General features: G+C 36.0%; 25 protein-coding genes and 2 tRNA genes. 24 read left to right on the forward strand and 3 right to left on the reverse strand.

What is annotated here, in order from left to right:
* The first annotated feature begins 23 nt into the window (after positions 1-23).
* Positions 24-1,403 carry an amino acid permease gene (locus tag F4V44_RS17615; protein WP_150441319.1) on the forward strand — a complete coding sequence of 460 codons (1,380 nt, stop codon included), beginning with the start codon at positions 24-26 and terminating at the stop codon, positions 1,401-1,403.
* Between the two features lie 280 nt (positions 1,404-1,683).
* Positions 1,684-2,037, forward strand: a complete 354-nt coding sequence (locus F4V44_RS28415) for a CBO0543 family protein (protein WP_396897503.1) — start codon at positions 1,684-1,686, stop codon at positions 2,035-2,037.
* A 60-nt stretch (positions 2,038-2,097) separates the two neighbouring features.
* On the opposite strand, the gene F4V44_RS17625 is transcribed toward F4V44_RS28415, so the two are convergent.
* Complete coding sequence (locus F4V44_RS17625; protein WP_150441320.1) at positions 2,098-2,316, reverse strand: hypothetical protein; 219 nt, start codon at positions 2,314-2,316, stop codon at positions 2,098-2,100.
* A gap of 352 nt (positions 2,317-2,668) precedes the next feature.
* On the opposite strand from F4V44_RS17625, the gene F4V44_RS17630 reads away from it, so the two are divergent.
* The 8 genes from F4V44_RS17630 (at position 2,669) to F4V44_RS17655 (ending at position 5,381) form a co-directional block, all read left to right on the forward strand.
* Positions 2,669-2,742, forward strand: a tRNA-Met gene (locus tag F4V44_RS17630).
* A gap of 1 nt (position 2,743) precedes the next feature.
* A tRNA-Asp gene (locus F4V44_RS17635) sits at positions 2,744-2,817 on the forward strand.
* 92 nt (positions 2,818-2,909) lie between these two features.
* Positions 2,910-3,536, forward strand: coding sequence for a metal-dependent hydrolase (locus F4V44_RS17640; RefSeq protein WP_150441321.1), 627 nt, complete (start codon positions 2,910-2,912; stop codon positions 3,534-3,536).
* 240 nt (positions 3,537-3,776) lie between these two features.
* Positions 3,777-4,199 (forward strand): SRPBCC family protein, encoded by a 423-nt coding sequence (locus F4V44_RS17645; protein WP_150441322.1) that lies wholly within the window; start codon positions 3,777-3,779, stop codon positions 4,197-4,199.
* Positions 4,200-4,532 carry an ArsR/SmtB family transcription factor gene (locus tag F4V44_RS17650; RefSeq protein WP_150441323.1) on the forward strand — a complete coding sequence of 111 codons (333 nt, stop codon included), beginning with the start codon at positions 4,200-4,202 and terminating at the stop codon, positions 4,530-4,532.
* 195 nt (positions 4,533-4,727) lie between these two features.
* Positions 4,728-4,895, forward strand: coding sequence for a hypothetical protein (locus F4V44_RS27465; protein WP_191090740.1), 168 nt, complete (start codon positions 4,728-4,730; stop codon positions 4,893-4,895).
* 17 nt (positions 4,896-4,912) lie between these two features.
* Positions 4,913-5,050 carry a hypothetical protein gene (locus tag F4V44_RS27470; protein WP_191090741.1) on the forward strand — a complete coding sequence of 46 codons (138 nt, stop codon included), beginning with the start codon at positions 4,913-4,915 and terminating at the stop codon, positions 5,048-5,050.
* Between the two features lie 13 nt (positions 5,051-5,063).
* Positions 5,064-5,381 carry a DUF3892 domain-containing protein gene (locus F4V44_RS17655; RefSeq protein ID WP_150441324.1) on the forward strand — a complete coding sequence of 106 codons (318 nt, stop codon included), beginning with the start codon at positions 5,064-5,066 and terminating at the stop codon, positions 5,379-5,381.
* Between the two features lie 83 nt (positions 5,382-5,464).
* Here the strand turns inward: F4V44_RS17655 and F4V44_RS17660 are convergent, their stop codons facing one another.
* The gene (locus tag F4V44_RS17660; RefSeq protein ID WP_150441325.1) at positions 5,465-6,094 is read right to left on the reverse strand and encodes a LysE family transporter; all 630 of its coding nucleotides are present in this window, start codon (positions 6,092-6,094) and stop codon (positions 5,465-5,467) included.
* A 139-nt stretch (positions 6,095-6,233) separates the two neighbouring features.
* Here F4V44_RS17660 and F4V44_RS17665 point away from each other — a divergent pair, with 139 nt between their 5' ends.
* From F4V44_RS17665 to F4V44_RS17730, 14 genes are all read left to right on the forward strand, one after another.
* Positions 6,234-6,413 carry an H-type small acid-soluble spore protein gene (locus F4V44_RS17665; RefSeq protein ID WP_150441326.1) on the forward strand — a complete coding sequence of 60 codons (180 nt, stop codon included), beginning with the start codon at positions 6,234-6,236 and terminating at the stop codon, positions 6,411-6,413.
* A gap of 500 nt (positions 6,414-6,913) precedes the next feature.
* The gene (locus F4V44_RS17670) at positions 6,914-7,048 is read left to right on the forward strand and encodes a YezD family protein (RefSeq protein WP_150441380.1); all 135 of its coding nucleotides are present in this window, start codon (positions 6,914-6,916) and stop codon (positions 7,046-7,048) included.
* Between the two features lie 150 nt (positions 7,049-7,198).
* Positions 7,199-7,912, forward strand: coding sequence for a phosphoadenylyl-sulfate reductase (locus F4V44_RS17675; RefSeq protein WP_150441327.1), 714 nt, complete (start codon positions 7,199-7,201; stop codon positions 7,910-7,912).
* Positions 7,913-7,927: 15 nt separating this feature from the next.
* Positions 7,928-9,007, forward strand: coding sequence for an inorganic phosphate transporter (locus tag F4V44_RS17680; protein WP_150441328.1), 1,080 nt, complete (start codon positions 7,928-7,930; stop codon positions 9,005-9,007).
* Positions 9,008-9,087: 80 nt separating this feature from the next.
* Complete coding sequence (gene sat, locus F4V44_RS17685; protein ID WP_150441329.1) at positions 9,088-10,236, forward strand: sulfate adenylyltransferase; 1,149 nt, start codon at positions 9,088-9,090, stop codon at positions 10,234-10,236.
* A 3-nt stretch (positions 10,237-10,239) separates the two neighbouring features.
* Complete coding sequence (cysC, locus tag F4V44_RS17690; RefSeq protein ID WP_150441330.1) at positions 10,240-10,854, forward strand: adenylyl-sulfate kinase; 615 nt, start codon at positions 10,240-10,242, stop codon at positions 10,852-10,854.
* A gap of 147 nt (positions 10,855-11,001) precedes the next feature.
* Complete coding sequence (locus F4V44_RS17695) at positions 11,002-11,760, forward strand: sirohydrochlorin chelatase (RefSeq protein WP_150441331.1); 759 nt, start codon at positions 11,002-11,004, stop codon at positions 11,758-11,760.
* Between the two features lie 320 nt (positions 11,761-12,080).
* Positions 12,081-12,725, forward strand: a complete 645-nt coding sequence (locus F4V44_RS17700; protein WP_150441332.1) for a 5-bromo-4-chloroindolyl phosphate hydrolysis family protein — start codon at positions 12,081-12,083, stop codon at positions 12,723-12,725.
* Positions 12,726-12,808: 83 nt separating this feature from the next.
* Positions 12,809-13,888, forward strand: coding sequence for a toxic anion resistance protein (locus F4V44_RS17705; protein ID WP_396897504.1), 1,080 nt, complete (start codon positions 12,809-12,811; stop codon positions 13,886-13,888).
* A gap of 182 nt (positions 13,889-14,070) precedes the next feature.
* Positions 14,071-14,628: a hypothetical protein gene (locus F4V44_RS17710; RefSeq protein WP_150441334.1), complete on the forward strand. Its 558-nt coding sequence runs from the start codon at positions 14,071-14,073 to the stop codon at positions 14,626-14,628.
* 153 nt (positions 14,629-14,781) lie between these two features.
* Complete coding sequence (locus tag F4V44_RS17715) at positions 14,782-17,019, forward strand: DEAD/DEAH box helicase (protein ID WP_150441335.1); 2,238 nt, start codon at positions 14,782-14,784, stop codon at positions 17,017-17,019.
* A gap of 149 nt (positions 17,020-17,168) precedes the next feature.
* Positions 17,169-17,588 (forward strand): universal stress protein, encoded by a 420-nt coding sequence (locus tag F4V44_RS17720; protein ID WP_150441336.1) that lies wholly within the window; start codon positions 17,169-17,171, stop codon positions 17,586-17,588.
* A 133-nt stretch (positions 17,589-17,721) separates the two neighbouring features.
* Positions 17,722-18,168: a GlcG/HbpS family heme-binding protein gene (locus tag F4V44_RS17725; RefSeq protein ID WP_223881947.1), complete on the forward strand. Its 447-nt coding sequence runs from the start codon at positions 17,722-17,724 to the stop codon at positions 18,166-18,168.
* A 515-nt stretch (positions 18,169-18,683) separates the two neighbouring features.
* Positions 18,684-19,505, forward strand: a complete 822-nt coding sequence (locus tag F4V44_RS17730; protein ID WP_150441337.1) for an alpha/beta fold hydrolase — start codon at positions 18,684-18,686, stop codon at positions 19,503-19,505.
* A 116-nt stretch (positions 19,506-19,621) separates the two neighbouring features.
* On the opposite strand, the gene F4V44_RS17735 is transcribed toward F4V44_RS17730, so the two are convergent.
* The gene (locus F4V44_RS17735; RefSeq protein WP_150441338.1) at positions 19,622-19,843 is read right to left on the reverse strand and encodes a hypothetical protein; all 222 of its coding nucleotides are present in this window, start codon (positions 19,841-19,843) and stop codon (positions 19,622-19,624) included.
* Between the last annotated feature and the right edge of the window lie 132 nt (positions 19,844-19,975).

Genomic DNA, 19,975 nt, shown 5'->3' on the forward strand with positions numbered 1-19,975 from the left:
AGATGTGAAGGAGGTTTGTTGGGATGAAAAAAGCTGCTTGTGGACCTGATGATAAAGTTTTATCTTGGTGGCAATTATCGTTAGTTGGTGTGGGCTGTATTATCGGGACTGGTTTTTTCCTTGCCTCGGGGCTAGCGATTAGGTTAACTGGTGCTTCTGTGATGATTATTTTTATCATTGCCGCTGTTGGAACTTATATTGTAGGTGAGGCACTTGGGAAATTAGCTGCTCATGATCCTCAAAAAGGTTCGTTTCGTACTTACGCCAAAAACGCGTTTGGAAGATGGGCCGGTTTTGGCAGTGGCTGGGTATACTGGTGCTCAGAAATTTTAATTGTCGGCAGTCAATTGACAGCCTTGTCCATTTTTACCCGTTTTTGGTTTCCAAATATTCCTCTTTGGATTTTGGCTTCAATCTATGCTGTACTAGGTATTGTTGTTGTTCTGTTAGGGGCAAGTGGTTTTGAAAAGGCAGAAAACATCTTTGCTATTACAAAAGTGTCAGCTATTCTAATGTTTATCATCTTAGCGGTTGCTGGAATCATCGGTCTGATAAATGGAGGAGGGGACAAGCTTTATATTCCTAATCGACCGCATGAATTTTTCAAAGACGGACTTATTGGGTTCTGGTCAGCTTTAATATTTGGTTTTTATGCATTTGGCGGAATTGAAATTATGGGGATGATGACACCAAGACTCCGTAATAAAGAAGATGCTAGAAAGGCTAATTCAGTTATGCTCTTAATGTTAACGACGATTTATTTACTTTCTGTAGGGCTTGCTGTTATTTTGGCAGCAAACAATCAGTTCGCTGCTGATAAAAGTCCGTTTGTTGTGGCTATGGAACGCTACAATCTTGCCTTTTTTCCACATGTATTTAATGGTGCCATTATTGTAGCGGGTTTTTCAACGATGACTGCATCCTTGTTTGCCGTCACAAATATGTTGGTGACTTTGTCTGAAGATGGAGATGCTCCTAAGCTTTTTTCCAAAAAAGGCAAGCTTAAGGTGCCGCCTTTTGCTCTTTTACTTACTATTTGCGGGTTAATATCAAGTATCATAACAGGACTGCTCATGCCTGATACTGTCTATGAGTACATAACCACTGCGGCAGGGCTTATGCTTCTATATAACTGGATATTTGTATTATTTGCCTATCCAAGGATATTGGAATTGTCAACTTGGGAAAAAGTAAAGCAATGGGTTGGATTCCTTTTAATTCTATTAGCTGTCAGTGGAACGTTATGGGATAAAGCAAGCCGTCCTGGATTTTTTATCAGTTTAATATTTGTAGCCATTATTGGCATTGTGCTATTGTTCATGAAGCGTCATTGGAAAAAGACTGACAAAAAGGAAATCGAACCACCTCAAATGTGGGAGTTGCTCAATTTTGCAAAAAAATAGTTCTAGAGACAAAAACACATGGCTTTATTTTTTCATGTGTTTTTGTCTCTGATAAGGTTCGAACATATGGAAGACTTATTATTATAATTATGATTTGAATCTTTTGAGGGCACATTAATAATAGAAGGGAGTGAGTGTACTTGAGAAAAAATAAGGTAGACAGGATCATCGAAGTCACATCTTGGGTTATTATGTCTTTACTCTTATTAAAATTCGTCAAACGAAATAGAATCGAAATAGAATTCGGGAAGCAGAGGTCATTTTTCTCTCAAAGCAATTTATGACCTGGTTTTTTGGACTATTAGTAGTTGAGAAGGGGCTTATTAGTTATCCATCTCGCTTATTCTTTAGGAAAGCGACGAAATCAAGCTTCACTTTTGAATATTTTATCTTTCCGTCCTTCTGTGTATTATTTAATCTGTACTACCCAGAAAAAAGAAGCAGCATCTTGAAAATATTATATTATTGTGTATACTCAGCCTTTATTACTTCCTTTGAATTGTTTGCGGTCAGGTTCACGAACTTAATTTCCTATAAGAATTGGAAGTGGTATTGGACTTTTTCCACTTTATGTCTTACTTTTTACTTGTCACACTTAAATCATAAGTGGTTTTTTAAGGACTTTAATAAATAATAAATATCAAAAAGCCTTCACGCAAGATATAGAAATCTTTCTATGTGAAGGCAATCATTGTTAAATATTATTTTGTATTTCCTCATCAAACATTTCCTTTTGACGAGTAATGATATCGATAGCTTGATCTGAAATATGACTTAATTCCTGATAAAGCGCTGTTGAGGAACGACTGTCTCCTTCCTGAACCTCGTTAAAAATTTGCTCAGCTAATTGACGGCGTTTATGGCCAATTTCTCTCAACTCATCACCCAATTTTTCTAATTGCTTTCGGTCCAAGTTAAATCCTCCTTATTCCTTGCGTAAGTCTATTAATCTTTAGTCCAATAAGTTGAACAACAACTTTTATTATTATGTACGGCTGCCTTTTTTATATTCACTTTCTTCTATTCCAAGCAGGCGATAGTGTTGTAAGTAATAAAAGGAAATTCTTAATTAAAAGGAAATTCTTAATTAAATGATTAACTAAGTTCAGAAAAGATGAACAATGAGGTTGACTTCGATGAATTTATACTATAGTATGTTAAGAGTTAATGAAAACTGTACCAAAAAAGAAGCTGATTGGAAAAGCTTCAAGATATGGAAGCAGACCTTGTTAACATAAGTATGCTCGTTCATATTTTTCTATTGTCGCGGGGTGGAGCAGTCCGGTAGCTCGTCGGGCTCATAACCCGAAGGTCGCAGGTTCAAATCCTGTCCCCGCAATGGTCCGGTAGTTCAGTTGGTTAGAATGCCTGCCTGTCACGCAGGAGGTCGCGGGTTCGAGTCCCGTCCGGACCGTAAAATAAGCAAGTAAGGAAGCGGCGTTGCTGTTTCCTTTTTTATTTTTTATTTTTAAATATACATAATGTGGTATTTCAGGGGGAGAGAAATTGAAGGGCTCAGCACATTTTGCAATTGGCGCTGCATCGGGATTCATTGTTTCTAACGTCATACAAACAGACTTAACGACAACCATTTTATTTGTTGGTCTTGGGGCAGTGACAGGATTAATTCCTGACCTTGATATTAATGGGAAATTAAGTAATAAAATAACGATATCTTACAAAATTATACGAACTGTTGTCTGTATAATCGGCTTTCTGCTGATGGTTTATAGTTATTTAGATGGAAATGAAACATCAAAGTGGTTAGGAGTAGCGTTGGGGGTTGGTATTATTCTCCTATCTTCTTTCATTAAACAAAGACATATGTTAACCGTTACAGGAATTATTGTGCTAATTGCAGGATTTTCATTAGGTAAAACTTGGTTATGGCTATTGGGAACCTTTATTATTGCGGCGTCTTTGGTTCCGCATAGAAGTTATACTCATTCAATAGTAGGAATTCTATACTTTGGTTTGATTGCCTATCAATTTGAGTTCTCGGTTGGTATTGAGGGAGCTTTTGCTTGTTGTATGGCAGGCTATATAAGTCATTTAGTAGCCGATATGAAAATGTTGCCGTTTAACAAAAGAGGGGTTAAATTCTTTTTACCTTTTTCTAAACATGAGTTTTAGTAGTTGTTATATTCGAACAGCAGGATAATTAATGAAAGGCGATTCTTCAATGATGAAGGTCGCTTTTTTTAGTAGAACGGATTAGTTGATTTAAACAAAAATATGAATATGTTGGGTGATAATAATTGTAATGAATTATTAATTACTTGAAGGATGATTGGTTTGACATGAAACCAAAAGGTATTATATTATTAAAAACAAAACCAAATGGTTTCATTTTTAATAAAGGAGCACGAATAGATGAATCAACATACTCTAGAAGATATTAAACAGACAATTATTATTGAGGCACCTATTCAAAAGGTGTGGGAGAGAGTATCTAATGCAGATGGCATTGCTTCATGGTTTATGCCAAATGATTTCGAACCGAAACTCGGTCATGAATTTCATTTGCAATCTCCATTCGGTCCATCTCCATGCAAAGTAATCGAAGTGGATGAACCAACTAAAGTTTCCTTTACCTGGGATACAGAGGGCTGGGTTCTTTCGTTCTTATTAAAGGATTTAGGTGACAAGACGGAGTTCACTCTGATTCACGCTGGATGGAAACATCCTGATGAAATAATTGGTAAAGCAAATGAGACAAGTGCTGTCATTAGAGACCGAATGGAACAAGGTTGGACTGCCATTGTTCAAAAGCTTAAACAAGTGGTTGAGGGATAAGTGGCTGCTGTAAAACATGATGTTTTTCAAGCGATAGCTGACCCGACACGAAGAGAAGTATTAAGATTACTCGCTAAAGAGGAATTACCTATTTCAAGAATCACTTCTCATTTTTCGATAAGTCGGACTGCCGTTGTAAAGCATCTTCATATTCTTTCAGATGCGGAATTAGTCAAAGGGCGCAAGGTTGGCAGAGAAAAAATTTATCAACTTTGTCCGGAACCTTTAACAGAAGTAAAAGAGTGGCTCTCTTATTACGACAGATTCTGGAGTAATAAGTTATCTATCCTGAAATATATGGTCGAAAATGATATGGGAAAAGACGAAAAGTAAACTTTTTGCTACATAAGTGAATCAAGTTGTAACCGCCATTACAGAAACAGATGTATGTTTCTAATGGCGGTTTTCTGTGTTAGTCAGACTTAGAAATTCTTTATATGATTTTCGTATGATTCCATTCGAATAGAACAATATAAGAAAAGAAATGAAAAAAGCTTTATATAAATAAAAAGGATGGAGGGATTCAATATGGATAAAGAGGATCGTTTTCCATTTGAGGGAGATTCTTCCCAATACATGAATCAAAAGACAGTTAGAGAGGTATTAGAATTAAGTTCAACCGGTTATGGTTTAGAATCGGTTTCAGAGGAAAAAGACGGAAACAATAATGGGAATACTAAGGAAAATAATATTTAAATGTAAGGGGTGCTACCTTGACAAATATTATTGATGGAATGGACATAGCGAGATTTCAATCACCAAAACCGAAAGAAAATCAACAGTCAATGAAAAATAAAAAAGAAGAAAAAGAAATGCCGATGGTGCTAAAGAATTTAAAAAACGGATCATAAAGAGGGGTTTCTATTGGAGACAAAGGATTACAATCAAATCTATAAACAATATAAGCAGCAGGCAGAAGGTCAAGCTCAAATGGACGTGATAAGCGACAGTAAGAATTCGGCGAAAGAAGTGATTGTAGCTGTCCGAAAGAATGATGATGGAGATATTATTGCATTTAAAACAGAAAATGGGAGGGAATTGGATTATATTACGGCTCTGAATGAAGCTAAAGCAGGAAACATAGCTCATATTGATGTCTTCCATAAATATGGAAGAGATATTATTCGCAGTGAACCAGATGGCATTAAAGAAAATAATTTAGATCAATTACCTACTTTTTAGCTTCTAAATTTAAAAGTAAATAGTGCCAATTCCTATTCCTTTTACGGAAAAAGGAAAGGAATTGGTCATCATGGTATAGATGGCTAAAAGAAGAGGAGTTTAACAGCTTCATACCCGAAATAAAAACCAAATCCAACTAATGAAAGACCGGAAACCATTGAAATGCCGACAAGTATTTTTGCTGTCAATAATTTTCGAAAGGAACTGGCTAGTAGAGCCATGAATAAATCCCATATGGTAATACCGGTGAAAATAGCGAAACTGTATAACATTAACTGGCTTGCATCGTATGTATGTGCTGTTTTGGCTAGAACTGAACCGTATATTCCAAGCCAAAAAAGAATGGTCAATGGATTTGATAAGGACATAATAAATCCCGAGAAAAATGATTTATGGATGGATTCTCCCTTGCTCTTTCTTGATTGAGTGACAATTTTCCCAGCTCCTGCTATACACTCAATTCCTGTGTATACAAGGACGAAAAAACCAAATAACCAAAGAAAAGTTTTAACAATTGGAATTTCAAGAAATTGCACAACTCCCATGTAAACAGCAGCCATATAAAGCATATCGGCAATCATTGCTCCAATACCAACCATCCAAGCATTTAGAAAACCCTCTTTAATCCCTCTATCTAGCTGAGCTGCATTAATTGGTCCGATTGGAGCAGCTAAGGATAGTCCTAAAAACAAATAGCTCAAAAATATCCCCATGTATTCACCCCGTCTTTGTATGATGCTTGTACATATGTATTCACAAATGTAGTATTGTACGACTATTTTTTGTCATTTCAAGAATAAGAATGGAATGAAATGAAAATACTATACTGATGACGAAAAAGGAGGTATAACGATGGATGTAAACAGGGTAAAACAAATTCTATCATCTTCTGCAAACATTGAAGTAAAATATCATGGAGCATCTGTTTGGATTGATAAATTGAATGAAGATGGGACAACTGTAACTGTTAATTTGCGTGGACCACTGGATGAACAAACAACAGTACCAATTTCCGATTTAGTTGAGGGATAAAATTAGAAGAAAAATAAAAATAGCAGTATCATTCGATAGAACTTCATACGAATGATTGCTGCTATTTTTTATTAGTATTTATTAAGTAGAAAGAAGATAGTTTATGTAATATAATTTTTTAAAATTATGTCTAAATAGGGATTTACCAAGCAGATGTTGTATGGTAACATTAGCTATGAAATTAATTCCGAGTAATTTCATAGTATAACTTATATAGTTATATTTTAATTCCGAGTAACTTCATAGAAAAACTTATTGACAATGTTTGGATTTATGATAAAATTTAAAAAAATAAGTCAAATATGAGGGGGAAGTCCTTCATATGTTAGACTGAATAATACTTAAAACAGCTGTATAATCCAAACATTTCGAACCAGCCTGAAAGAAGGGGAAAGTGTTTACCTAAACCATCTTTCACAAGTGGAAGTTTTTCGTGCAATCTCGACGAATAACGGAAATCTGTTCCACTTTACTTGAAGGGAGGAGTTCATGTGGTAAACATGAATACAAATGAGAAGATGTTTGAGCAGCTTGAGAGGATGCTTCAGGATTTGAAATATGGATCAATTACCCTTGTTGTTCAAGATGGCAAGGTGATTCAATTGGAAAAAGTTGAAAAAGTAAGACTGAAATAAATACGTAATTGCTGACTAGAAAACTAGAGGCAGTTTTGACTGACTAGAAATTGGTTAAGGCTGTCTTTTTTAGTATATAAGGCAGTTTGGACAAATAATGGTTATTTAACAAATTTCGCAGAATATTTCAACAGGAAGGAAGGTAATGATATGACAGAATTATTAACCTATGAAAATTTAGATCATTCACCATTAATTGAATTTTCATATGATAATGAAACAAAAGGAGCACTTGAAGTATTAAAATGGGGCTATTCCCATTATGGTGATCAGTTAGTCTATGCTTGCAGTTTTGGTATCGAGGGGATTGTTTTAATTGATTTAATTGCTAAGGTAAATGAAAAAGCAAAAGTGGTCTTTTTAGATACAGGCTTGCATTTTACTGAAACATATGAATTAATTGAAAAGGTAAAGGCGCGTTATCCGTCTTTGCAAATTGAATTGAAGAAACCAAGTCTGACATTGGAAGAACAAGCTAAACAAATTGGTGAAGAACTTTGGAAGTCAAATCCAAATAAATGCTGTGAAATTCGTAAAATAATTCCTTTAAATGAAGTTCTATCTGGAGCAACAGCCTGGCTGTCGGGATTAAGAAGAGAACAGTCTGAATCACGTCAAAAAACCGAGTTTATTAATAAGGATAATAAGTTTAAATCAGTAAAAATTTGTCCACTCATCCATTGGACTTGGAAGGATATCTGGCGCTATGCTCATAAAAATGGGTTAGATTATAATAAGTTACATGATAATGGCTATCCAAGTATAGGGTGTGCGCCTTGTACCTCAGCTGCTATTAATATGGATGATTTAAGATCAGGGAGATGGACAGGAACAAACAAAACTGAATGTGGACTTCATCAATAAACGAGGTAAACGAACATGACATTGACTTATATAGCAGCTATAGTGGCACTGTTTTTTGCCATGAATATTGGTGCGAGTGGAGCCGCAGCGTCCATTAGTGTGGCATATGGATCAGGAGCAATCAAAACAAGAAAAAATGCATTACTCGTATGTGGAATTGCCATTTTCTTGGGAGCAGTCATTGGAGGAAGAGAAGTAGCCGAAACCATTGGATCAGGTATCATTCCTTCTGATATCTTAAATGCTCAAGTAGTCTTAATTATTTTATCTTCTGCTGCTATTTCATTGTTTATTGCGAATCTACTGGGGATTCCACTATCGACAAGTGAAATTACTGTTGGCTCCATTGTCGGTGTTGGAATTGCACAGCAGGCATTATTCATTGATAATATTTTAGTAATCGCATCTTTTTGGGTTATCGTTCCTGTCGTAGGTTTTACCATGGCGTTTCTTTTGGGGAAGGTAATCACAAATGTGAATCGTAAGTATCCACAATTAAAAGAAAAAAAGGCTCAAAAAGTATTAACTATTTTTGTTATTATTGTTGGTTTTCTAGAGGCATTTTCAGCCGGAATGAATAATGTGGCGAATGCCATCGGACCATTAGTCGGCGCGAATCTTGTTTCAATGAGTACTGGTATACTTTTAGGCGGGATTTGTATTGCAACTGGCGCGATGTTTCTTGGCGGGAATGTCCTGCAAACTAATGCAAAGAAGATTACAAGATTTACTTTACTTGAGGGTGTAACGATTTCAGGCACTGGCTCTTTACTTGTCATCATCGCATCCATATTTGGCCTTCCGGTTCCACTTACACAGGTCACCAGCACAGCCATTATGGGAATTGGGGTTGCAAAAAAGGGAAAGAATACTGTTAATAAGCAAGTAATTAGTAAAATTGTAAAGGTATGGGTTGTGTCACCAGTATTTTCATTAGTCATTTCATATGGTCTGATGAAGTTATTTGTTGACAAGGATATCTATACTGTCATAGTTTTGTTAAGTGTGAGCGCAGCAACATTTGGAATATTAAGTTTAGTTAAAACGATTCAACAGGATAAACGCTCATATTATGAAAATGGAGAAGGAATTTGATTTCATTCAACATAAGTTCTCTACTTTAAAGTTAATTCATACTAAAAAAATATGTTTAATGTAATTAGGAGGAATTTGAAATGGCATTAAGTATACCTCATGGTGGAACATTAATTAATCGTTGGAATGCTGAATATGATTATTCAGCTATTGAAAAAGTAATAGAATTAGATAATATCAGTTTAAGTGATTTAGAGCTAATTGGAACAGGTGCATATAGCCCAATTGAAGGATTTCTTGGAGAAAAGGATTATGAATCTGTTGTGAATAATATGCGCCTTGCAACAGGTCATGTTTGGAGTATTCCTATTACATTACCGATTTCTTCTGAGAAGGCAAGCGCAATCTCAGTTGGTGAAGAAGTTCGTTTAGAATATAAAGGTTCAACATATGGCGTTATTACAATTGAAGATATCTATACTCCAGATAAAGAGAAAGAAGCTGCAAATGTATATGGTACAACGGATCTTGAGCATCCTGGAGTTAAGAAAATGTTTGATCGAGGCAATGTTTATGTTGGCGGTAAAATAACATTAGTAAAACGTATTGAAAGAGAGCAGTTTGGTGAATTCCATCTAGATCCTGTCGAAACAAGAAAAACGTTCCTTGAAAAAGGCTGGGAAACAGTTGTTGGTTTCCAAACAAGAAATCCTGTTCACCGTGCCCATGAATATATTCAAAAAACAGCTCTTGAAACAGTAGACGGCCTTTTCTTAAATCCGCTTGTAGGAGAAACAAAATCTGATGATATCCCTGCAGATGTAAGAATGGAAAGCTATCAAGCACTATTAAAGAATTATTATCCATTAGATCGTGTGTTCTTAGCTGTATTTCCAGCAGCAATGCGTTATGCAGGTCCAAGAGAAGCGATATTCCATGCTATGGTAAGAAAGAATTACGGATGCACACACTTTATCGTTGGCCGCGATCATGCCGGAGTAGGCAACTACTACGGTACGTATGACGCGCAAAAGATCTTTAGCAACTTTACTGCAGATGAATTAGGAATTACGCTAATGTTCTTTGAACACAGCTTCTATTGCACAAAATGTGAAAATATGGCGTCATCTAAAACATGCCCTCATGGAAAAGAAGACCACGTGATTTTATCGGGAACAAAGGTTAGAGAGATGCTTCGTAATGGAGAAATACCTCCAAGCACGTTCAGCCGTAAAGAGGTTGTAGAAATTTTAATTAATGGATTGAATCGCCACGCTGTTCAATCTTAATAAATGGAGGGGAATCTTTTGAGCAAAAGTACAAATGTCGTTTGGCATGAACAATCGATTACAAAGGAAGACCGCAGAAGTCAAAATGGACATAACAGCTTCGTTCTTTGGTTTACTGGTCTATCTGGGTCAGGCAAGTCAACGCTTGCGAATGCAATTGCGAGCCGCTTATATAGTGAAAAGGTTAGAAATTATGTGTTAGATGGAGACAATGTTCGTCATGGTCTAAATAAAGATTTAGGTTTTTCTGAAGAAGATCGTACGGAAAATATCAGAAGAATTGGTGAGGTTTCAAAGCTTTTTGTGGATGCCGGTCAGGTGGTTTTAACTGCGTTTATATCACCATTCCAAGCAGACAGAAAGCTTGTGAGAGATTTATTAGCTGAGAAAGAATTTATTGAAGTCTATGTAAAATGCCCAATTGATACTTGTGAAGAACGTGATCCAAAGGGTCTTTATGAAAAGGCGAGACAAGGAATCATTAAGGACTTTACAGGAATCAGCTCTCCGTATGAAGAGCCGGAAAACCCGGAAATTGTCATTGAAACGAATAATAGCACAATTGAAGAAAGTGTTGAACAAGTTATAAAATATTTAAAGGAAAATGATTTAATCTGAGCATAGAAAGTTAATAATGAAAAAAGAGGAAGATGATATTTTCCTCTTTTTTCTGTTTTAATTAAAAATAAGTGTAAGGGTTGAGAGGATAAGTGAAAACAGCTGTTTTTTTATTTTTCTCTCTAAAAGTAGGTGAATGAATTTAAAATGAATGCTGTTCTATTTATATGTCACGGCAGTAGGGTGAGGCAAGCTGCGGATGAAGCCATTGCTTTTATACAAAAAGTGATGCAAAAGGTCAATCTGCCCATTCAGGAGATTGGGTTTCTTGAGTTAGCAGAACCAAGCTTAGAGCAAGGTTTTGAGCGCTGTGTTGAACAGGGGGCCACAACGATTTTTGCTGTGCCAATCCTGCTTTTAACTGCTGCACATGCAAAGGAAGATATCCCATCTGAACTCAGGTCTTTGCAAGCTCGTTTTCCAGAAATAGATGTAAGGCTCGGAAGTCCAATTGGGGTACATGAGAAAATGATTGAAATCCTAATGGAGAGAATTGCCGAAACGTCTGTCCCAATAAAAGAAAATGCAATGGTGTTATTAGTGGGTCGAGGCAGCAGTGACCCTGATGTAAAAAGAGACTTAACGATGATTGGAAGAATGTTAGAGAAAAAATCAAACATAAAGCGGGTGGAGGTTTGTTTCTTATCCGCTGCAGAACCGAGCTTTGAACAAGGCTTAGAAAGGACGAAACAAGCAGCTCCTGAGCAGGTTTTTGTCATTCCTTACCTTTTTTTCACAGGCATACTTATGAAGAAAATAGAAAAAATGATTAATCAAAACAAAGCGGGTCAAGGTCCTGATTATGTACTTTGTGAATATTTAGGCTATCACTCCATCATCGAAGATATTTTACATGAAAAGATTATGGATCTACAATATGAGAAGAATTCAAATCATACAATCTAAATGGAGTGTTGGCAGGTTAAACACTCCATATTTGATTAGAAGGTTTATTCCTCATGAATAGTAATACTATTATGTATTCCGCGAACTCAGCCTCAAGACTTAGACAAGCATACTGCTTAGTATTCAATTTGATACAAACAAGTAGCAATTATCGACAAGCTCGCTTAAAATAAAGGTGAAAGTGAAACCTTCTTATGTCTTTTTCGTATGAATATTATCATATTCGAATTAATCTTGAGAACGGTTATAAAATAATATGATGATTAATGAATGGTCATTTTAATTACGTTAAAGATAGGCAGAACAGGAGTCGATTTGTTATGAAATCTTTTTTTCAATTTTTGTTTCGCTCATTTGCAGGTGCTTCCACTCTTGTTATCGTGTGGCTGATTAGTTATCTGGCATTTGATCAAAGTCTTGTTATATCGCTTTTATATGGATTATTAGGCGGAGCGTGTGTTGGTTTTCTTTTAAAATGGTATCATCGTTCCACATTTTTACGGGAGAATGGTCTTACGAGAAGGGAATATCAGTACATTAAAAAGAATTTAAAAGAAGCGAAGCTGAAAATTAACCGATTGCAAAAAGCCATGTTTCGTACTAGAAGTCTAACAAATATGAAGCAAAATCTAGAAACGGTTCGCTTAGTAAACAAAATCTATGCGATTACAAAGAAAGAACCAAAACGCTTTTATCAGGCTGAAAGCTTTTACTACAAGAATTTGGATTCGCTTGTTGAAATATCGGAAAAGTATGCCTTCCTGCACTCACAGCCGGCTAAAACACCTGAACTGACTCATTCGTTGCAGGATACGAGAATAATGATGAATAGACTTACCGATACATTAGAGAAGGATTTATATGCTGTTTTAGAAGATGATATTGATAATTTAAACTTTGAATTAGATTTTGCTAAAAAAACCTTGATTCAAAGTCCGACTGATAAAGATAACAGGGGGCGATAATAATGTCCGAACGAAAACCTTCTACTGAAATAGATAGTTTATTAGACAATCCGTTTGGTGAATTAGAAATAGCAAGCAACACAATGGAACTGCAAAAAGAACAGGAGAAGCCCATGAGGGTACTTGAGACCTTGACAGAGGAAAATAGACAAAAGGCGATGGGGCTTGCAGAGCAAATTGATCCGCGTAATCACCAGGCCATTGCCCTTTATGGTACCCAGGCGCAATCAAAATTATTAAGTTTTTCTCATTCCATGCTTGAACATGTGCAGAATAAGGATGTCGGTGAAATAGGAGATATATTATCTGATTTAATGAAAAAACTTGAACAGGTCAATCCAGATGAACTGCAGCCAGAAAAGCGTAACATTTTCTCGAAGTTATTTGGGAAAATTTCATCTTCTGTCAATGAAGTTCTGTCTAAATATCAAAAGACGGGTGCCCAAATTGACCGAATCAGTGTAAAGCTTGATCATTGTAAAAAAGCATTAATGACCGATAATATGATGCTTGAACAGCTGTACGAAAAAAATAAAGAGTACTTTTTAGCTCTTAATATATACATTGCAGCAGGTGAGCTTAAGCTTGAAGAGCTGCAAACGAAGACCATTCCTGAGCTGAAAAGGAAGGCCGAAAAAAGTCAGGATCAAATGGATTTTCAGGATGTCAATGATATGCTCCAATTTGCGGACCGACTGGAAAAGCGGATGTATGATTTAAAGCTTAGCAGGCAAATTACAACACAAAGTGCACCACAAATCAGACTAATTCAAAATACAAATCAGGCATTAGTCGAGAAAATTCAATCATCAATTATGACGGCTATTCCACTTTGGAAAAATCAGATTGCCATTGCATTAACATTAATCCGTCAGCGGCATGCGGTTGAGGCTCAGAAACAAGTTTCAAAAACAACAAATGAATTATTATTGAAAAATGCAGAAATGCTAAAAACGAATACAATTGAAACAGCTAAGGAAAATGAACGTGGCATTGTTGACATTGAAACATTAAAGAAAACACAGGAAAATCTAGTTTCAACTCTAGAAGAAACACTCCGCATTCAAGCAGAAGGACGTACGAAACGTCATCAAGCTGAACAGGAATTAGTTTCGATGGAAAATGAATTAAAACAAAAGTTATTGAATTTACGAAATCAATAAGCTGCAATGAAAGGGAAGATTCTTGCTGAAAAGCGGAAATCTTCCCTTTTTCTCTGGTGAAAAATCGTCACTTTAGAGCGTTTTATTATTGATTGAATATTCTATTTGTTATACTTAGGCTAAATTATCGTTCCATTGATATACAACAGGAAAGAAACGATGTTAGGCTCGGAGGTGACTTTGTGGGTTTATTTGTTAAACGCTATTGGGTTTTATTTACATTTTGTTTGTGTTTGGTTGTCGCCGCAAGTGTTTGGGTGATAGCTATTAAAACGGAACCATTTGGAAATCAAGTAAAAGGACAAGCTGTGTTAGCCTCTCAGGGAGAAAAAATGATTGAAAATCAAGTAGAGATTGCATCAGAACCATTTGTTAGTCATTCAGAATTTATTCAAAAAGGGCATCAGTTTTATAATGACACAACTGGCTGGGGAAGAATCGAGGCGCTTAATTGGGAGGATCAACAGAAATTTGCGCAATTACTATTAATCTCTTTAAACGAAATAGGGGAAAAAGAATCACTGCAAAAGGACTTAATTCATATTCAATCATTAGCCACTTTTATTGTTGAGAACAATAAAGAAAAGGAACATATTCTTTTTTTGCATCGAATATTTCACGATTTGGATATTGATGTTAATCAATACGAGCACGAGGACTATTTTGATATAACCAAATATGGAGAGGGAAACAAAATGAAGGAAGTCGTTAAACACATTGAATCAAATTCTGGTCTATAACAAATAATGGATTTTCTAGGTGACAATTTGATATACTAATCAAGCTCAATCTTTGTTAGGTTGGGCTTTTCCTGTTCTGCTTTAAACATCTTTGTACCAGCTAAAAATGCAATGGATGGAACGGGATATCGACATGAAAAAGGAAGCTGTATCATGACAAACACTTTAACCTATATAAAAGCTTGGCAAAAAGCATTACAGGCAGAAATCATTCATTTAAAAAAATATGGGAGCAATAAATTTCCAGTGAAAAATGGGCATTTGCTTAATCAGAAAGACTCTTATACATATTATTTTGATTCTGTTCAAACCATGAGGATTCCCATTGGTAGCATTGTTCGTGTGGAATGGGGGCAGACAAAGACAGAAGGAAGAGTTCTTTCATCAGAAGGCCAAAGTATAATAGTGAAACTGGAGCAATCCATCGGCGCTCTCGTTTCTGAAGTAACCATTTGGCATGATCCTTGGGAATTATTAGATCAACTCATTCAACGATTAGAAGAAGTAAGGAAAAGTAAGCGAAAAAGAGGTAGAGTGAAGAAGCTTATGGACCCATCCATGCCAGCGCAGCATCCTGCTGATTTAATCAAATCAAATGTGCATGAAGTGGTTCTTCGCTCTAAGTATAATCCAATTACATTTGTTTGGGGTCCTCCAGGAACAGGAAAAACATATACTTTAGCGAGAGTTGCTGCCAATAAATATTTTAAAGAAAAGAAGGTTTTGGTGCTTGCTCACAGCAATCAAGCAGTCGATGTATTAATGGCCGAAATATCTTCCTTTGTTGAGAAAAAGGGACGTTTAAAGGACGGGGATATCATTCGATATGGTTCTCAGCTTAGTGAGGCTGTGGAACGTCATCGACTCTTGCATATGAGTCAGCTCATTATCAAACAGCACCCACAGATGGCTGAAGAAAAAGCACGCTTGCTTGAGGAGAGACAAATGCTCAAAAAAGATTTATCCTCCTCTTTCAGTCAAAATGACTCCGAGCAATTATTACAAATTGAAACAAAGCTGGCAACTGTGCTAGAGAAAATTCACCAAAAGGAAATACAATTTCTAAAAGAGGCTGATATTATTGGGACAACTCTTGCAAAAGCAGCCGTAGATACGGCGATATATGAAAAGGAATTTGACATTGTAATGGTAGATGAAGCTAGTATGGCATATGTCCCACAAGTTGCATTTGCTGCAGCATTGGGAAAAAGAATGATTGTCTGTGGGGATTTCAAGCAGCTACCTCCCATTGCTGCGTCTAACCATGAACTTGTTAATGAATGGCTGAAAGAAGATATTTTTCATAAATCAGGGGTTACAGAGTCCGTGCGGTATGGCAGACTTCATCCGCACCTATTCCTCTTAAAGGAACAAAGGAGAATGCATCCAGCTGTTTCATCTTTTACCAATAAATATATATACCAATCGCTAGTTGGAGATTACAAGGGTGTTGCAGAGCTTCGAAATAAATTGGTAATGAAACATCCCTTTCCAAACCGAGCTAGCATTTTGCTTGATACAAGCGGAACAGGGGCCTATTGCTTAACAGAGAGTTCAACTCGATCACGTTTTAATCCATGGCAATTGCTTCTGTCCTTTCAGTTAATACATGAAGCGTTTCAAGCAGGCCATCGTTCAATCGGCTATACGACTCCGTATCGGGCACAGGCCAGGTTAATGGAAACATTGCTTGAGGATCTCTATGAAACGCAGCTGAAAGAAGCAGATATTGCAGCTGCGACCATTCATCGTTTTCAAGGTAGTGAAAGGGACGTGATGATTTTTGATTCGGTTGACAGCTATCCGCAGGAAAGGGCAGGTATGCTGTTAATCGGAAAAGAAAGTGAGCGCCTTATCAATGTAGCCATTACAAGAACGAAAGGAAAGCTCATTCATGTAAGTAATAGAGATTTTTTACAAAAGAAGGTATATCCATCAAGGACATTATACAAATATTTGAATCACCAAGTGGAATTGAAGCAAATGGTTCATCCTTATGAAATCGGTACTTGGATAAAACATCAGCATCCGCGTCTGATATGGATGCACGCCAAAAAGCTAGCAGGAGTCATGAAGGACATACGATATGCAAGGAAATCTATTGTCATAGCAATGCCTAATGACAAAGAGCTGTCAGAGGAATGGAAACAGATTCTAGCAAAAAGAAGCCATGCAGTAGAAGTGATATATATTTCCGAGTATGTTCCGAATGGGATATTTGTTAATCGATTAATGAATGAATCAGTTCCTTTTCCTTTCGTCTGTGTTGATCAACAAATACTATGGCTAGGATTACCGTTAGAAGGGGCAAAACAGGTGAAACCTCCGTATGTCACAGTTCGGTTGGATTCACAGGCAGTAAGTGAATATGTTCTTTCGCAGATAACGTGATAGTAGATTTTGTCGTTCATGTAAGCCAATTCTATATATAACTTTTATAACAAGTGCAATCTATTATGAAATACGATATAATGAAAGGTAAGTATTACCATTATATTGAGATAATAATTTATTTTCTAACCTCAGGGGGATTGAATCCGATGTATAAAAAAATATTATTAGCTTCAGATGGATCGAATTTTGCACTGCGAGCAGCTGATCAAGCAATAAAACTAGCATCATTATCTAGAAATGCTGTGATTGAAGTGGTTTATGTTGTAGATTTAGATACATCAAAACGAGATGCGATTTATTATATGGATTCAGACATAATTAAAGAAGAAAGAAAGAAGCGTTTGAAATTAACAGAAGAAAAAATCAAGGCTTCAGGAGTTGATTATCATTCTTCTATTTTATATGGAGAGCCAGGCCCTGCCATTGTTACATATGCAAATGAAAATAAATTTGATATAGTCGTACTTGGCAGCAGAGGTTTAAATGCGCTGCAAGAAATGGTGCTAGGAAGCGTTAGTCATAAAGTAGCTAAACGTGTTCAATGCCCCGTTATGATTGTAAAATAACTGACGTAAAACGGAAGATAAAAAGGATATTATTTCCCTTATGCAAGGACACAGAAAAGGGACATTGAATGATTACTGTTAAGGATTATGCTAAACTAGTAGATGAAATTAATTCCAGGGAGGTAAAATAATAATGAGTTCTGAAATGCTCTATCAAAAGTATGCTTTAACCCAATCTCTAGCATTAAAAATGCTTGCAGCTGTTACAAACAAGGCTGATGAATTAGGTATTAGAATTAATGCTGCCGTTGTTGATGATGGTGGCAATTTAAAAGCGTTTATTCGTATGGATGAAGCAGCTCTCTTAAGTTCTAATATTGCCCAAAATAAAGCCTATACAGCTGCAGCCTTCGGAAAATCAACTGAAGATTGGTATCCAATGATAAAAGAAGAGCCGGCATTGTTAACAGGCATTGTCCATACGGATAGACTTGTTGTTTTTGGCGGAGGAGTCCCGCTTATATATAATGGTAAGATTGTTGGCGGAGTCGGTGTTTCCGGTGGTTCTGCAGAAGAGGATGTACAATGTGCGACAGCAGGTTTAGCAGTATTTGAAGAATATGTTAAAACTCTTGCCTAAAAAAATATAGTTTTTTAGAGTATTTATTAAGAGTGATGTATAAATAAACCGATTATTCGAGAAAATAATAAATAAGCAGACTAGCTTTCAATATCTGAAAGTAGTCTGCTTATTTTGCTTTGTTAGAGGAAAAGTTTCAACTGAGGATAATTTATTGTGTATGACGTCATTTTATTTTTTCGGTTAAAAAACATCAACTTTTGAAAAAAATGTCGAAAAATTGAAGGAAATAATAATTATTTGTCGAATAATTATTGTGAAGAAATGTTCAGAAAAATATGTTCTTATTATGAATTCAATTAAAATCGAGAATTTATATTATTTTTCTGTGTTTCGTACAAACTATTATTTGTTTCAATTACTGGCTTTGTTTAATTATTTGTTGAAAAAAGTACAATAGAATACATAAATTGTATAAAATTTGTTTTTTTTGTATCTGCAAATGTAGAAACAAAGTCGTATTGATCATAAGGCGCTATGCCTAATCAAAGAAATGGAAGGAGCATTCATTTATTATGGTTGAAGCAGGAAAATACATTGACGTAAGAGGAATCAACACGCATTATCACGAAGATGGCCAAGGTGGCGAAAAAATACTTCTTGTGCACGGATCAGGTCCCGGAGTATCAGCATGGGCTAACTGGCGATTAGTTTTTCCAACTCTCTCCAAGCATTTTCATCTATATGCACCAGATGTTGTAGGTTTTGGTTATACTGACAGACCTGAGGGCATTCAGTATTCTATCCATGTTTGGGTAGATCATATGATTGATTTCATTGAAACAGTTATTAAAGATAAGGTATCTATTATTGGTAATTCTTTCGGTGGGGCTATTGCACTTCATTTGGCCAAAAAACGCCCTGACTTGGTAAAAAAGTTAATTTTAATGGGAAGTATGGGTACGGCTCATCCGATTGCAGATGGGTTGGATAAGGTTTGGGGCTATGAACCTAGTGCAGAAAATATGAAAAATCTGATTAAGATTTTTGCATACGACCAAAGTATGGCTGAGAACGGTGATTTAGTTGAAATGCGTTATAAATCCAGTATTCAGGAAGGATTCCATGAATCATTTTCCTCTATGTTCCCAGCACCAAGACAAAGACATGTGGATGCTATGGCCTTGACTGAGGAAGAATTAGCTGCTATTGATTTTCCAACTCTTTTAGTTCATGGAAGAGAAGATTTGGTCATTCCAGTAGAACACACTAGCTGGGTACTGGCACGTGCACTTCCTAATGCTCAGTTCCATACATTCCCTAAGTGTGGACATTGGGTACAAATTGAAAGATCAAATGAATTTGCCGGATTGGTTATTGAATTCATGAATCAATAACCATATGTTACCAGAGAAGCTTGCATGAAAGGGCTTATCTAATCGTTCAAAACAAACCGAAATGGTTAAACACAAAGAAACAGTCCTCTTTTTAAAAGAGGACTGTTTCTTTGTGTTTAAGATGTTTTTTCCTCACGATCATTTATTTGAATTAAAGAATTTTTTCGAATCCAATAGTTAAACGAGTCTTTTGGGAAAACTCCTCGACATCCGGAATTATCCATTTGAATCACAACACTGGCATCTGTTACTTCGATAATTCTTAAAGTATCCGAATTGCTAAAGTTTGGAATAAAACTACTTTTTATTTCGAATTCCATATTATTGCGTAAATCCACTTTACTAATCCTCCTACTATATTAACACTTTATACACCCTACTATAATTTCTCCAGAATTTTATTATTTATCCACATTTTGGCTGAAAATAATCTGCTTAATCGAACTTATCATAATTAAGACTGATGGGCA

The sequence above is a fragment of the Niallia endozanthoxylica genome, from assembly GCF_008710145.1.
GTDB classification, from domain to species: Bacteria; Bacillota; Bacilli; order Bacillales; family Cytobacillaceae; genus Bacillus_BD; species Bacillus_BD endozanthoxylica.